This is a genomic window from Methylobacterium indicum (assembly GCF_001043895.1).
Lineage (GTDB): Bacteria > Pseudomonadota > Alphaproteobacteria > Rhizobiales > Beijerinckiaceae > Methylobacterium > Methylobacterium indicum.
Window position 1 is genome coordinate 26,377 of the sequence record NZ_JTHF01000185.1, and the last position, 13,807, is coordinate 40,183.

The following is a 13,807-nucleotide window of genomic DNA, read 5'->3' on the forward strand; positions in this document are numbered from 1 at the left end:
GGAGCGGGAAGGGCTTTTCGGAGCGGGGGCGGGCGCTCGCCTGCCCGGCCGCGATTTGTTATGCCGTGCGGGTGATGCCGACCTCGCCCCCCACGCCGTCGAACCGGACAGCCTGCCGGTCCCCCGGCCGGACGCCCCCCGTCGGGAGCGGGCGACCGCGCGCATGAGCGGGGCGGAGCGAATCCTGGCCGAGGTGGCGCAGGCCGACGAGGCCGCCGCGTTGCGCCGGGAGGTCGGCGCCCTGCGGCGCGCCCTGTCCGAGCGCGACGCGTTCCTGGCCGGCGTGGCGCACGAGTTGCGCAACCCGATGACCCCGATCCTCGGCCAGGTCGAGCGCCTGCGCGCCGCCGCCGAGCGCGAGGCGCCCGAGGGCCGGGTGGCGCAGGGGCTGGCGCAGCTGCACTGGCTCGTCGAGCGCTACATGCGCCGGGCGACGACCCTGCTCGACGTGTCGCGGGCGCAGGCCGGGCAGCTCGCGCTGCTGGCCACACCCGTGCCGCTGGCCGGGGTGGTGGACGAGGTGGTGGAGAGCCTGCGGCCGATGGCGGCCCATGCCGGCAGCACGATCGCGGTCGCGGTGCCGGACGACCTCGTCCTGTCCTGCGAGCGCCTCGCCCTCGACCAGATCCTCGACAACCTGATCACCAACGCGATCAAGTACGGCGACGGCGGCGCCATCGCGGTCGTGGGCCTGCGGGACGGCGCGGTGGCGCGGATCCGGGTGAGCGACCGCGGCGTCGGCATCCCGGAGGCCGACCAGGCCCGGATCTTCGAGCGGTTCGAGCGCGCGGTGGCCGATCCCGGGACGGCGCCGACCGGCTTCGGGGTCGGGCTGTGGCTGGTGCGCCGCCTCGCCGAGGCGATGGGCGGGGGCGTCGCCCTCGAGAGCCGCCCTGGCGAAGGCGCGACCTTCACGGTAACGCTTCCCCTTCACGGGTAGGCGATCCTTCCACGGCTCGACGATCCCGGCACGGGTCGACGAATTCCTAGACGAGGCCGAGAGCGCGGATGACGGGGGCGGGACCGAGCATGGGGCGGGCCGGGGCCTATGGCGGGCTGGAGCGGGTTCCGACGGGGATCGCCGGCCTCGACGAGATCCTCGGCGGCGGGCTGTTTCGCGGCGGCGTCTACATCGTCCAGGGCACGCCGGGCTCGGGCAAGACCATCTTCGGCAACCAGGCCTGCTACACGCATGCGGGCGCCTCGCCCGCCAAAGGTGATGCGGGCGCCTCGCCGGAGCACCGGGCGCTCTACGTCACGCTGCTCGCCGAGAGCCATGCGCGGATGCTCGGCCACATCGCGCCGCTCGGCTTCTTCCGGCCCGACCTGATCCCCGACCGGATCACCTATCTCAGCGCCTTCCGCACCCTGCAGGACGAGGGGCTCGCCGGCCTCCTGACCCTGCTGCGCCGGGAGACCGCCGACCGCGAGGCGAGCCTCGTCGTCCTCGACGGGCTGGTGGCGGCGGAGGAGACCGCCGCCTCGACCCTCGAGTTCAAGACCTTCATCCACGAATTGCAGACCCAGGCCGCCGCCACCGGCGCCACCGTGCTGCTCCTCACCAGCGCGTCCGCCGGGGCCGACCTGGTGGCCGCCGAGCACACGATGGTGGACGGGCTCATCGCCCTGTCGAGCCGGCTCACCGGGTGGCGGGCCGAGCGCGAGCTCGAGGTGCGCAAGTTCCGCGGCGGCGGCTTCCTGCGCGGGCGCCACGCCTTCCGCATCACCGACGACGGGGTGCGGGTCTTTCCCCGCATCGAGGCGCGCCTGCGGCTGCCGAGCCGGCACGACCACGTCGAGGGCCCGGCGCTCACCACCGGGCTGCCCTCCCTCGACGCGATGCTGGGCGGCGGCCTGCCGCACGCCTCCACCACCCTCGTCGGCGGCCCCGCCGGCATCGGCAAGACCACGCTGGGCCTCCAGTTCCTCGGTGCCGATCCGGATGCGCCGGGCCTGCTCTGCGGCTTCTACGAGAGCGAGGCCGCGCTCCTCGCCAAAGCGCGTGCGCTCGGCCTGCCGGTCGCCGGGCTGATCGCGGCGGGCCGGATCGGGGTGATGTGGCAGCCCGCCACCGAGGGGCTGATCGACGAGGTCTGCGACGATCTCCTCAGCCAGATCCGGAACCGGGGGGTCCGGCGCGTGTTCATCGACGGTCTGGACGCGATGAGCCGGATCGCAGGGGATCAGGACCGGATCGTCCGCATCTTCGCCGCTCTCACGGCGGAGCTGAGGGCGCTGGGCGTGACGGCGATGTACACCCGAGAAACCGATCTGCGCGGCACCTTCGTGGAAGCACCCTCCGGCAGCGGCTCCCTGCGGCAGACCTCCAGCGTCGCCGAGAACGTGGTGCTGATGCGCTCCTGCGCCCTGCGCTCCGGCCGCCACCGCCTGATCGCCGTCGCCAAGGTCCGGGACGCCCGAATCGATCCTCGCCTGCGCCTCTTCGACATCCGCCCGGGCGGCCTGGACATCGACGACGGCCCCGAGCGGGCCGAGGCGATCCTGGCCGATCGGGACGCCCCGCGCCACGGCGGGGAGTAGGCCCGTGGCGACGGTGCTCATCGTAGACGATGAATTCGGCATCGCCGAGCTGCTGGACGCGGTCCTCTCCGACGACGGCCACACCGTGGCGACCGCCGCCAACGGCCGCCAGGGGCTCGCCCGCGTCGCCGCGCACCCGCCCGACCTGATCTTCCTCGACTTCATGATGCCGGTGATGGACGGGCCCGCGATGCTGGCCGCCCTCGCGGGCGATCCCGGCACGCGGGCCATCCCGGTCGTGCTGATGAGCTCGATGCCCGAGGAGACCGTGCGCGAGCGCGCCGCCGGCCACGCCGCCTTCCTGCGCAAGCCCTTCCGGCTCAAGCAGGTGCGCGACCTCGTCGCGACGCTGGTCGCGACCCGCGACGGAGATGGTTGACGGAGTCAACCGATTGACCGATCCTGCCGATGGAGCGGAGGCGGGACGATGCGTGACGAGGCCGAAGGCGACGTCGACGAGGGCGCGATCGGGGCGGTGCGGGCCTTCGGCCGGTTCTACACCCGGCAGATCGGCCTCCTGGAGGAGGGGCTCCACCGCAGCGCCTTCTCGCTCACCGAGGCGCGGGTGCTCTACGAGCTCGCCCACCGCGACCGCCTGACCGCCTCGATCCTGGGCCGGGATCTCGGCCTCGATGCCGGCTATCTCAGCCGCCTGCTCAAGCGCTTCGAGGACCAGGGGCTGGTGATCCGCCGGGCCGCCCCGGAGGATGGACGGCGCCAGGTCCTAGCCCTGACCGAGACCGGACGGGCGGCCTTCGCGCCGCTGGACGCGGCCTCGCGCGCCGAGGTGCGGGCGCTCCTCGCGCGGCTGCCCGCCGCCGACCGGGCGGCGCTCGTCGGCGCGATGGGGCGGGTGCGCCGCCTGCTCGGCGATCCGTCGCCGGACGCGCCGGCGGTCCTGCGCGCCCTGCAGCCCGGCGATATCGGCTGGATCGCCCACCGCCAGGGCCTGCTCTACGCCGCCGAATACGGCTTCGACACGGGCTTCGAGGCCCTGGTGGCAGAGATCCTCGCCGGCTTCGTGCGGGACTTCGACCCGGCCCGGGCCGCGTCCTGGATCGCCGAGCGGGACGGCGCGGTGGCGGGCAGCGTCTTCCTGGTGCCCGCGGGCGGCGCCGAGGGGGTGGGCAAGCTGCGCCTGCTCTACGTCGAGCCCTCGGCCCGGGGCCAGGGCCTCGGCCGGCGCCTTACCGAGGCCTGCATCGCGGGGGCCCGGGACCGCGGCTACCGGCAGCTGACGCTCTGGACCAACGACGTGCTGGGCGCCGCCCGGCGGATCTATCGCGATGCGGGCTTCCGCCTGGTCGAGTCGGCGCCGCACCGCTCGTTCGGGCAGGACCTCGTGGGGGAGACCTGGATGCTGGACCTGTGAGGGCGCGCCCTCATACGAAATCCGATTGATTGCTTCGCAATGCGGATTTCGGCTTCGCTCAAGCGTGTGGAGCCTGCGGCTCCACCGCGCCGGCTGGTGATATGGGATCCGGAAGCAATCTTCCGGATCCCATATCACACCTTCTCCAGCGCCATCTCGAGGAAGCCGAGCGCGTCCTCGACGGCGCAGCGGCGGACCTCGGAGCGGCCGAGATCGCCGTAGCGGCGCTCGATGTGCCGGGTCGCCCGGCCGGCCGCGACGAGGCCGAAATGAACGAGGCCGATAGGCTTCGTCGGCGTCGCGCCGCTCGGGCCGGCGATGCCCGTGATGGCGAGCGCCACGTCGGCCCGGGAATGGGCCAGCGCCCCCTCGGCCATCGCCCGCGCCACCGGCTCGCTCACCGCGCCGTGGGCCGAGATCAGGTTGAAGTCGACGCCGAGGATCTCGGCCTTCGCCTCGTTGGAATAGGTGACGAAGCCGCGCTCCACCACCTGCGAGGAGCCCGCCACCTCGGTGAGCAGGGCGGCGACGAGGCCGCCGGTGCAGGATTCCGCGGTGACGAGGCGGGCCTGGCGCTCGCGATAGGCGGCGATCAGCACGCTCGCCCGGGTGATGAGGGCGGCATCGAACATCAGGCGCGCGCCTCCGGCAGGCGGATGGTGGCCGCCGCCTGGGCGGCGAGGCCCTCGGCCCGGCCGACGAAGCCGAGCTTCTCCGTCGTCGTCGCCTTGATCGACACCGCCGAGAGCGGCACGCCTGCGATCTCGGCGATCCGGGTGCGGATCGCCTCGCGATGGGCGCCGATCCGGGGCGCCTCGGCGAGCACCGTGATGTCGAGGTGGTCGATGACGCCGCCGCGCTCGCTCACTCGCCGCACCGCGTCGGCGAGGAACTGGTCGGAGGAGGCGCCGCGCCAGCGGGGGTCGCTCGGCGGGAAATGCACGCCGATGTCGCCGTCGGCGAGCGCGCCCAGGATCGCGTCGGTGAGCGCGTGCAGCACCACGTCGCCGTCCGAATGGGCGAGCACGCCGCGATCGGCCGGGATGCGCACGCCGCCGAGCCAGACGTGGTCGCCCTCCGTGAAGGCATGCACGTCGAAGCCGGTGCCGAGGCGGGTCAGGAGGGTCATGGCGGGGTCGCTCTCGGAGGTGGGCGAAAAGGCGCGGTCGGCCTCGACGAGGTCGGCGGCCTGGGTGATCTTGCGGTTGCGCAGGTCTCCGGGGAAGACCGCCACCGGGAGGCCGGCCCATTCGGCGAGCGCCCCGTCGTCGGTGAAGCCGTCGTGCCCCTCCGCCGCGGCGCGCGCATGCGCCTCGGCGAGGAGCGCGAAGCGGAAGGCCTGCGGGGTCTGCACGGCGCGCAAGTCCTCGCGCTTCGGGGTCTCGCGCACCCGCCCGTCCGGCTCGACCACCTTGATCGTGTCGCTCACCGGCACGCCCGGCACCGCGGCGCCGTGCGTCCCGGCCGCCGCGATCGCCCGGTCGATCAGCGCCTCGTCGACGAAGGGGCGGGCGGCGTCGTGCACCAGCACCAGTTCCGGGGCGTCGCCGCCGGCGAGGGCCGCGATCCCGGCCCGGACCGAGGCCTGCCGGGTGGCACCGCCGGCGACCGGCCGGGCGAGCTTCGCGCGCATCCCGGGCGGCAGGTCGCCCAGGCACTCGTCGTAGAAGGCGGCGGCATCGGCCGCGATCACCACCTGGATCCGCGTGATGCCCGGATGGGCGGCGAGCGCCGCCAGGGTCCGGGTCAGGACCGCCTGGCCGCCGACGCGGCGATACTGCTTGGGCGTGTCGCCGCCGACGCGGATGCCGCGCCCCGCGGCGACGACCACCGCGGCGATCTTGGGAAATGTCAAAGAGGTCGCTCCCGGGATTGCCCGCTCCTTAGCGACGGTCCTCCTTCGAGGCAAATGCACTGGGGGAAGGGCGGTGCCGCGCGGGAAGGGGGCAACTTACGGTCATGCGGACGGACCGGCGCGCGAGGGCCCGCCGGAGCCGGGACGCGGGGTTGCGCGCGGCGCATGCAGGTCAGGGTCGGTCGGGGCTTGGCGGGCAGGGCTTGGCGGCCGCCGCCGGCCGATGACGGCGCCGGGCGCTACCCCGCACTGCAGCAAAGACAGGATCCCGGCGCTTCCATTCCCGCGCTCGTGCCCGCTATCCTGCCGCACACCGTCCCATCGACGCGGCACGCCATCGCGCGACACCCGCCGGGCCCGCGAAGGCCCCCCCGGGGCGCGAGGAACGGCCATCCGACGCGTAAATCGGGAGCGAATCGGGGAACGGGGGTCGAACGCGCTTGCGTATGACCGGGTTTTGGCTATTTGCTGAGCACAATGACGACTGACCATTATTTGAGCGCCGAGGGGCCGGGGGCGGCCTCGGGGGCGTCGCCGGCAGCGCTGCCACCGGCGGGAGCGGACGGCGCTGCGCTGCACGCGCGGAGCGCGCTGCGGGTGCCGCGTCCGGATGCGCGGGGGCCGCTGCTGGCGCGCGGGGCGCTCTTGGCGCCCCTGTCCGGCGTCACCGACCTGCACATGCGCCGCATCGCACGTCGGCTCGGCGCCACCGCGACCGTCTCCGAGATGGTGGCGGCGGAGGATTTCGCCCGCGGCACCGAGGAGGCGCGCCTGCGGGCCGAGGGCGAGGGCGTGCTGCCCCACATCGTCCAGCTCGCCGGCTGCGACCCGCGCTGGATGGCGGAGGGCGCGCGGCTGGCCGAGGCGAACGGCGCCGACGTGATCGACGTCAACATGGGCTGCCCGGCCAAGGCGGTGACCGGCGGCCAGGCCGGCTCGGCCCTGATGCGCGACCTCGACCATGCCGAGCGCCTGCTCGCCGCGGTGCGGGAGGCCGTCTCGGTGCCGGTCACCGTCAAGATGCGGCTGGGCTGGGACGACGCCACCCGCAACGCCCCGGACCTCGCCCGCCGGGCCGAACGGCTCGGCTATGCCGCCGTCACGGTGCACGGCCGCACCCGGCAGCAATTCTATACCGGCCGGGCCGACTGGGCGGCGATCCGCCTGGTCCGCGACGCGGTGGCGATCCCGCTCGTCGCCAACGGCGACGTGGCGGGCCTCGACGACGCGCGGGCCTGCCTCCAGGCGTCGGGCGCCGACGCGGTGATGATCGGCCGGGCGGCGGTCGGGCGGCCCTGGCTCGTCGCCGCGGTGGCGGCGGGCCTCGCCGGCGAGACCCTGGCGGAGCCGGACGCCGCGGCAAAGGCCGCGCTGGCGGCCGAGCATTACGACGGGCTCATCGCCCTCTACGGCGCCCGGATGGGCGTGCGCCACGCCCGCAAGCACCTCGCGGCCTATGCCGACCATGCCGGCGGGCTCACCCCCGACGAGCGGACCCGGCTTCTCACCACCGGCGACCCGGCGGAGGCGGCGCGGCTCCTGCGGCGCGCCTTCGAGGCCCCGTCCGCACAGCCCGCCGCACGGCCCGAGCAGCAGGCCGCGTAAGGATGAGCGATGCCCCCCCTGCCGCCCGCACCCGGAAGGCCTCGTCCATGAGCGACCCGACGAGCGAGATGATCATCAACGCCCTGCCGCTGCCCGTCCTGACCATCGGTCCGGACGAGCGGATCCTCCGGGTCAACATGGCGGCGGAGCACTTCTTCGACTATTCGCGCCGGATGATGCAGCGCCAGCGCCTGCGCGACATCATCCCGTTCTCCTCGCCGATCATCGCGCTCGTGAACGAGGTGCGGCGGCGCCGCGCCAGCGTCAGCGAGTACCGGGTGGAACTGGCCTCGCCGCGCACCGGCGTCGAGCGCAGCGTCGACGTGTTCGCGACCCATCTCGACGACGACCTCGTGGTGCTGATGCTCCAGGAGCGCACCATCGCCGACAAGATGAACCGCCAGCTCACCCATCGCGGCGCGGCCCGCTCGATGGTGGCGCTCGGCGCGATGCTCGCCCACGAGATCAAGAACCCGCTCGCCGGCATCCGCGGCGCCGCCCAGCTCCTCGAGCAGTCGGCCGCCGAGGACGACCGCCTTCTGACCCGGCTGATCTGCGACGAATCCGACCGGATCGTGCGCATCGTCGAGCGGATGGAGCTTTTCGGCGACGAACGCCCGGTCGAGCGCGGGCCGGTCAACGTCCACGGCGTGCTCGACCAGGTGAAGCGCTCGGCCCAGTCGGGCTTTGCTCGCCACATCCGCTTCGTCGAGACCTACGACCCCTCGCTGCCGCCGGTGCTCGGCAACCGCGACCAGCTGGTCCAGGTGATCCTGAACCTCGTCAAGAACGCGGCGGAAGCGATCGGCGCCGATGCGGTCGACGGCGAGATCGTCCTCTCCACCGCCTTCCGCACGGGCTTGCGCCTCCAGGTGCCGGGCTCGCGCGAGCGGGTCAGCCTGCCGATCGAGGTGGCGGTGCGCGACAACGGACCGGGCGTCTCCGCCGAGCTGCTGCCGGACCTGTTCGACCCCTTCGTGACCACCAAGGCGCAAGGGTCGGGCCTCGGCCTCGCGCTGGTCGCCAAGATCGTCGGCGACCACGGCGGCATCGTCGAGTGCGATCCCGCCCCCCGCCGCACCGCCTTCCGCGTCCTCCTGCCGATGTCGCACGCGCGCGACGGGCGCGAATCCTCCGCCGAGACCGAGTGAGCGCCATGCCGAACGGACACATCATCGTGGCGGACGACGACGCCGCCATCCGCACCGTGCTCAACCAGGCCCTGTCCCGCGCTGGCTACGAGGTCCGCTCGACCGGCAACGCCGCCACCCTGTGGCGCTGGGTGGCGCAGGGGGAGGGCGACCTCGTCATCACCGACGTGGTGATGCCCGACGAGAACGCCTTCGACCTCCTGCCGCGCATCAAGCGGGTGCGGCCGGACCTGCCGATCATCGTGATGAGCGCGCAGAACACCTTCATGACGGCGATCCGCGCCTCCGAGCGCGGCGCCTACGAGTATCTCCCCAAGCCCTTCGACCTGAAGGAACTGACCGCGATCGTCGGCCGCGCCCTGTCGCGCCCGCGCGGCGCCGCGGCGCCGGGCGCGCCGCCGGAGAACGAGGACATCCCGCTGGTCGGCCGCTCGCCGGCGATGCAGGAGATCTACCGCTCGCTCGCCCGCCTGATGCCGACGGACCTGACGGTGATGATCACGGGTGAATCCGGCACCGGCAAGGAACTGGTGGCCCGCGCGCTCCACGATTACGGCCGCCGCCGCTCGGGCCCGTTCGTGCCGGTCAACATGGCGGCGATTCCCCGCGACCTGATCGAATCCGAGTTGTTCGGCCACGAGAAGGGGGCGTTCACGGGCGCCACCGCGCGCTCGGCCGGCCGCTTCGAGCAGGCCGAGGGCGGGACGCTCTTCCTCGACGAGATCGGCGACATGCCGATGGAGGCCCAGACCCGGCTGCTGCGGGTGCTCCAGCAGGGCGAGTACACCACCGTCGGCGGCCGGGTGCCGATCAAGACCAACGTCCGCATCATCGCGGCGACCAACAAGGACCTCCGGGTCTCGATCCAGCAGGGGATCTTCCGCGAGGACCTGTTCTTCCGCCTCAACGTGGTGCCGCTGCGCCTGCCGGCGCTGCGCGAGCGCTCCGAGGACGTGCCGGACCTCGTGCGCCACTTCTTCGTGCTGGTCGAGCGCGAGGGCCTGACGCGCAAGCAGCTCGACGGCGACGCGATGGAGAAGCTCAAGCGCTACCGCTGGCCCGGCAACGTGCGCGAGCTCGAGAACCTGGTGCGGCGCCTCGCGGCGCTCTACCCCCAGGAGACGATCACCGGCCCGGTGATCGAGGCCGAGCTCGACACCCTGCCGCTCGCCGCCCCCGCGCAAGGCGGGACGGGGCGCAAGGGGAACGGGGAGGCGGAAGGCCTGTCGGCGGCGGTGGAGCGGCACCTCTCGGAGTATTTCTCCAATTACCGCGACACGCTGCCACCGCCCGGCCTCTACCACCGCGTGTTGCGCGAGATCGAGGGCCCGCTGATCGGCGCGGCACTCGCGGCGACCCGCGGCAACCAGATCCGCGCCGCCGAATTGCTGGGCGTGAACCGCAACACCCTGCGCAAGAAGGTGCGCGACCTCGACCTGCAGGTCTTCCGCACCCCGCGCTGAGGCTGGCGACGGGGACGATCGACGGGAGAAGCGAGGGGAAAACCCCCTCGCTCATGCGCGACATTGCGACGCATATCCTGGCTCCCCGCAGGACGAGGGGGGTACCAAAGACCAAGATCCGGGACAATTCGGCAAGGCCGGCCTGCCGACGGCCCGATGAGAGCCTGTCGCACCCGGTATCGGCCGCCCACAGTATAGGCGTATTCTTGGGCACGACCGGCACGAAACCTTGCCACGCGTCGTATGCCCTGCGTTTCCGATGCGGCATGGCGCTCTCTGGACAATAGAACATCGTCCGAAGCAGGTATATTCTTCAGTCGATCCGGCCAGCCATCGGCGACCGAAGCGCCGTTAGATCTATCGAATGCGGCACCGGACCGTGATCGCCGTCGCCCACGCGCGAAATCTCCGCGGAATGACACGGTTTCGAGCGATCAGCCGCGGTCGCGACGGTCGGCCCAGCGGCGCGTGGATTGGGCCTCTGCGCAGCGTTTGCCCGGCCCGCGAACTATTGTTTTGTAGTTTTTACCGATTGTTAACTGGTACCGGCGGAGCGGCGCCGGTATGCCGAGCCCCCTGGATGGCGCTCGCCTCGGACCGCTGACGATGCGTCGTCTTTATGGACAAGCTATTGATAAAAATCGTTTTTTCATCATCGATCGATCGGCGGGCCGGTGCCCCGGCGGGGTCGGACGGCAGCCCGCCGCGACGGCGACCACCCTGGTGTCCGCTGCTCCGGGAAAATACCTCCAAAGCAGAACGGTCTCTTATGTTGACCGGGACAGCTTGCAGTTGACGCAGACCGGCGTAACATCCATCACCTCGGACCGGGGGCCGCATTTCTCGAGGACCACAATGAGTTCAGATGACCACGTCGAAACGCCCCAGATGATCGGCCTGGTGTCCGATATTGTGTCGGCTTACGTGTCGAACAACAGCGTGCCGGTGGGCGAGCTGTCGAGCCTGATCCGCAGCGTCCACGAGGCGGTCGCCCGTCTCGGCACGGCCGCCCCGGCGGAGCCCGAGCGGCTGACCCCGCCGGTGCCGATCAAGAAGACCGTCTCGCCCGACTACCTGATCAGCCTGGAGGACGGGCGCCGGTACCGGACGCTGAAGCGCCATCTCGCCGGCCGCGGGCTCACCCCCGAGCAGTACCGCCAGAAGTGGGGCCTGCCGCCGGACTACCCGATGGTCGCCGCCAACTACGCCGCCCAGCGCTCCGAGCTCGCCAAGAGCATCGGGCTCGGCCAGAAGCCGGTGGTCCGCCGCCCGCGCTCGAACCAGGCGGCCTGACGCGCCGCGGGCCCCGACCCGGCACTCCGGATCCGGCCAGGCCCGACCCCGCGCCGACCCATCGCCGCCGGCGGCACCGATTGCCGCCGCGGCGGCATCCGTATTAATTTCGCCACACTGTAGTGGCCTTGCACCACGGATGCTGTTCACACGACGCCCCCGGGCTCCGGCGCCCGCTTCCGGCCCGGCCGGTCATCCCGACAGGCCGCTCCCGCCCGGGTCGGTTCCGGACGCCGCGCCGCGGGGTCCGGGCTGGTTCGGAGCGCTGGCGGTCATCGTCGCCCTGGCGCTGGCGCTCGTCACCTTCCTGATCCTGGTCGGCGCCACCGCGATCGCGCCGACCCACACCGTGGTGGTGGCGCTACTCCTCAGCAACGTCGCCCTGGTGCTGCTGCTCGTCGTGGTCATCGCCTGGGAGGCGCGAGTCTTCCTGCGGGCGCGGCGCACCAACGCGGCGGCCGCCCGGCTCCACACCCGCATCGTCGGCCTGTTCAGCCTGATCGCGACCCTGCCGACGGTGCTCCTCGCCGTGGTGGCGTCGATCACCCTCGAGCGCGGCCTGTCGCCCTGGTTCTCGGACCGGATGCGCAACGTCGTGCTGATGTCGGTCGACGTCGCCGACGCCTACCTGACCAACCAGTGCCAGAGCCTCGCCCGCGAGGCGCGCATCCTCTCCGACGACCTGACTCGGGCGCGCCCCGCCTTCGACGTCGAGCGGGCCTGGTTCGAGAGCTTCCTCACCGCGCGCGCCGCCTCGCTCGGCCTGCCGATCGCCCGGATCATGCGCTCGCCGACCGAGACCGTGGCGCGGGCCAACATCGACATCCTCAAGGACCCGCCGCTGCCCTCGGCCAGCGACTTCGAGGAGGCGGCGAAATCCCCCGACGCCACCTGCCTGCTGCCCCGGGAGGGGCGGGTCTTCGGCACGCTGATGAAGCTGCCGGCCTACGACGACGCCTTCCTGCTGGTCGAGCGCGAGGTGACGCGGCTCGCGGTCGAGTTCCCGGGCGTGTCGCGGGCCGCCGCGACCGAGTTCCTGACCATCGATGCCGGGCGGCGCAGCGTGCAGATCGCCTTCGCGACGATGTTCGCGCTCATCGCGCTGATCGCGCTCCTGTCGGCGGTGTGGTTCGGGCTCAACTTCGCCAACCGCTTCGTCGCGCCGATCCGCCGGCTGATCAACGCCGCCGACCAGGTCGCGTCGGGCAACTACTACGCTCAAGTTCCGTTCCGGAAGACGGAGGGCGACCTCCAGCACCTGGGCGAGAGCTTCAACAAGATGACCCAGGAGCTCAGCCGCCAGCGCACCACCCTGATCGAGCAGAGCGAGCAGATCGACAGCCGCCGCCGCTTCACCGAGGCGGTGCTGGCCGGGGTGCCGGCCGGGGTCATCGGCGTCGACGGGCGCGGCGTCATCACCATCGCCAACCCGTCGGTCGAGCGGATGCTCGGGCGCTCCGTCGCCGACCTCGTCGGCGAGCCGCTGGCGGTGGCGATGCCCGAGCTCGGCGGCCTGCCGGGGGATGCCCGCGCCCGCCCGACCCAGCAGCAGATCCAGATCGCCCGCAACGGCCGCGAGCGCACCATCGACGTGCGCACCACGAGCGAGCAGTCGCAGGACGGCGACCGGGGCTACGTCGTCACGCTGGACGACATCACCGACCTCGTGACCGCGCAGCGCACCTCGGCCTGGGCCGACGTCGCCCGCCGCATCGCCCACGAGATCAAGAACCCGCTGACCCCGATCCAGCTCTCGGCCGAGCGCATCCGGCGCAAGTACGGGAAGGTCATCACCGTCGACAAGGACATCTTCGAGCAGTGCGTCGCCACGATCGTGCGCCAGGTCGACGACATCAAGCGGATGGTGGACGAGTTCTCGTCCTTCGCGCGGATGCCCAAGCCCGCCATCGCCCGCAACGACCTGACCGAGATCGTCAAGCAGAACCTGTTCATGATGCGGGTGGCCCATCCCGACGTGGCCTTCACCCTGGAGGAGGGGGTGAACCGCGTCAGCGCCGCCTTCGACACGCGGCTCCTGTCGCAGGCGATCACCAACATCCTCAAGAACGCCGTCGAGGCGGTGCAGGCGGTGCCGGAAGAGACCCGGGGCGAGAGCCTGGTCGCGGTGCGGCTCTACGAGGAGGGCGAGGCCGCCGTCATCGAGATCACCGATACCGGCAAGGGATTCCCGGCCGAAGGGCGCCAGCGGCTCCTCGAACCCTATATGACCACCCGCGAGGGGGGCACGGGCCTCGGATTGGCGATCGTGAGCAAGGTCTTGGAAGAGCACGGCGGCGGCATCGAGCTGAACGACAACCCGCGCGGGCGCGGCGGCCAGGTGCGGATGCGGGTCCTGCGGGAGATGCGCCGCGACGAGCCGGCGGAGGCCGGCCGGGCCCGGCCGGTCAAGACCCCGGAGACACCCACCTCCCCGGCGACCTCTCCGGAGCCCGCCGCGTGACGCCCCGGCCCGCCGCCGGAAGCGCCGGACCTCACGAACGCCCAATCCGACAGCCCAATTCGATAC

General features: G+C 72.4%; 11 protein-coding genes. 9 read left to right on the forward strand and 2 right to left on the reverse strand.

What is annotated here, in order from left to right; translation table 11 throughout:
- The first annotated feature begins 163 nt into the window (after positions 1 to 163).
- From QR78_RS21230 to QR78_RS21245, 4 genes are all read left to right on the forward strand, one after another.
- Complete coding sequence (locus QR78_RS21230; protein ID WP_048429562.1) at positions 164 to 940, forward strand: sensor histidine kinase; 777 nt, start codon at positions 164 to 166, stop codon at positions 938 to 940.
- A 68-nt stretch (positions 941 to 1,008) separates the two neighbouring features.
- The gene (locus QR78_RS21235; RefSeq protein WP_048429563.1) at positions 1,009 to 2,541 is read left to right on the forward strand and encodes an RAD55 family ATPase; all 1,533 of its coding nucleotides are present in this window, start codon (positions 1,009 to 1,011) and stop codon (positions 2,539 to 2,541) included.
- Between the two features lie 4 nt (positions 2,542 to 2,545).
- Complete coding sequence (locus tag QR78_RS21240; RefSeq protein ID WP_048429564.1) at positions 2,546 to 2,920, forward strand: response regulator; 375 nt, start codon at positions 2,546 to 2,548, stop codon at positions 2,918 to 2,920.
- Positions 2,921 to 2,968: 48 nt separating this feature from the next.
- A complete protein-coding gene (locus tag QR78_RS21245; protein ID WP_048429565.1) occupies positions 2,969 to 3,913 on the forward strand; it encodes a bifunctional helix-turn-helix transcriptional regulator/GNAT family N-acetyltransferase in 945 nt (314 codons plus the stop codon).
- A 134-nt stretch (positions 3,914 to 4,047) separates the two neighbouring features.
- On the opposite strand, the gene QR78_RS21250 is transcribed toward QR78_RS21245, so the two are convergent.
- A complete protein-coding gene (locus QR78_RS21250) occupies positions 4,048 to 4,548 on the reverse strand; it encodes a CinA family protein (RefSeq protein ID WP_048429610.1) in 501 nt (166 codons plus the stop codon).
- Complete coding sequence (locus QR78_RS21255) at positions 4,545 to 5,753, reverse strand: bifunctional 2-C-methyl-D-erythritol 4-phosphate cytidylyltransferase/2-C-methyl-D-erythritol 2,4-cyclodiphosphate synthase (RefSeq protein ID WP_048429611.1); 1,209 nt, start codon at positions 5,751 to 5,753, stop codon at positions 4,545 to 4,547. Before QR78_RS21255 ends, QR78_RS21250 begins: the two co-directional genes overlap by 4 nt.
- A 492-nt stretch (positions 5,754 to 6,245) precedes the next feature.
- Between QR78_RS21255 and dusB the strand changes: the two genes are divergently transcribed.
- From dusB to QR78_RS21280, 5 genes are all read left to right on the forward strand, one after another.
- Complete coding sequence (dusB, locus tag QR78_RS21260) at positions 6,246 to 7,373, forward strand: tRNA dihydrouridine synthase DusB (protein WP_082171965.1); 1,128 nt, start codon at positions 6,246 to 6,248, stop codon at positions 7,371 to 7,373.
- 47 nt (positions 7,374 to 7,420) lie between these two features.
- Positions 7,421 to 8,524 carry a two-component system sensor histidine kinase NtrB gene (locus tag QR78_RS21265; protein ID WP_089504226.1) on the forward strand — a complete coding sequence of 368 codons (1,104 nt, stop codon included), beginning with the start codon at positions 7,421 to 7,423 and terminating at the stop codon, positions 8,522 to 8,524.
- A 5-nt stretch (positions 8,525 to 8,529) separates the two neighbouring features.
- Entirely contained in the window at positions 8,530 to 9,987 is a 1,458-nt protein-coding gene (gene ntrC / locus QR78_RS21270; RefSeq protein ID WP_048429567.1) for a nitrogen regulation protein NR(I), read from the forward strand.
- An 855-nt stretch (positions 9,988 to 10,842) separates the two neighbouring features.
- Positions 10,843 to 11,280 carry a Ros/MucR family transcriptional regulator gene (locus tag QR78_RS21275; RefSeq protein WP_048429568.1) on the forward strand — a complete coding sequence of 146 codons (438 nt, stop codon included), beginning with the start codon at positions 10,843 to 10,845 and terminating at the stop codon, positions 11,278 to 11,280.
- Between the two features lie 139 nt (positions 11,281 to 11,419).
- Positions 11,420 to 13,741: a sensor histidine kinase NtrY-like gene (locus tag QR78_RS21280; RefSeq protein WP_048429569.1), complete on the forward strand. Its 2,322-nt coding sequence runs from the start codon at positions 11,420 to 11,422 to the stop codon at positions 13,739 to 13,741.
- Positions 13,742 to 13,807 lie beyond the last annotated feature (66 nt).

What these genes read in the sequence shown, in the direction of transcription:
- QR78_RS21275 (WP_048429568.1), top strand. Translation starts at nt 10,843, where the DNA reads ATGAGTTCAGATGACCACGTCGAAACGCCCCAGATGATCGGCCTGGTG.
- dusB (WP_082171965.1), top strand. Translation starts at nt 6,246, where the DNA reads ATGACGACTGACCATTATTTGAGCGCCGAGGGGCCGGGGGCGGCCTCG.
- QR78_RS21280 (WP_048429569.1), top strand. Translation starts at nt 11,420, where the DNA reads ATGCTGTTCACACGACGCCCCCGGGCTCCGGCGCCCGCTTCCGGCCCG.
- QR78_RS21265 (WP_089504226.1), top strand. Translation starts at nt 7,421, where the DNA reads ATGAGCGACCCGACGAGCGAGATGATCATCAACGCCCTGCCGCTGCCC.
- QR78_RS21245 (WP_048429565.1), top strand. Translation starts at nt 2,969, where the DNA reads ATGCGTGACGAGGCCGAAGGCGACGTCGACGAGGGCGCGATCGGGGCG.
- QR78_RS21230 (WP_048429562.1), top strand. Translation starts at nt 164, where the DNA reads ATGAGCGGGGCGGAGCGAATCCTGGCCGAGGTGGCGCAGGCCGACGAG.
- QR78_RS21235 (WP_048429563.1), top strand. Translation starts at nt 1,009, where the DNA reads ATGACGGGGGCGGGACCGAGCATGGGGCGGGCCGGGGCCTATGGCGGG.
- ntrC (WP_048429567.1), top strand. Translation starts at nt 8,530, where the DNA reads ATGCCGAACGGACACATCATCGTGGCGGACGACGACGCCGCCATCCGC.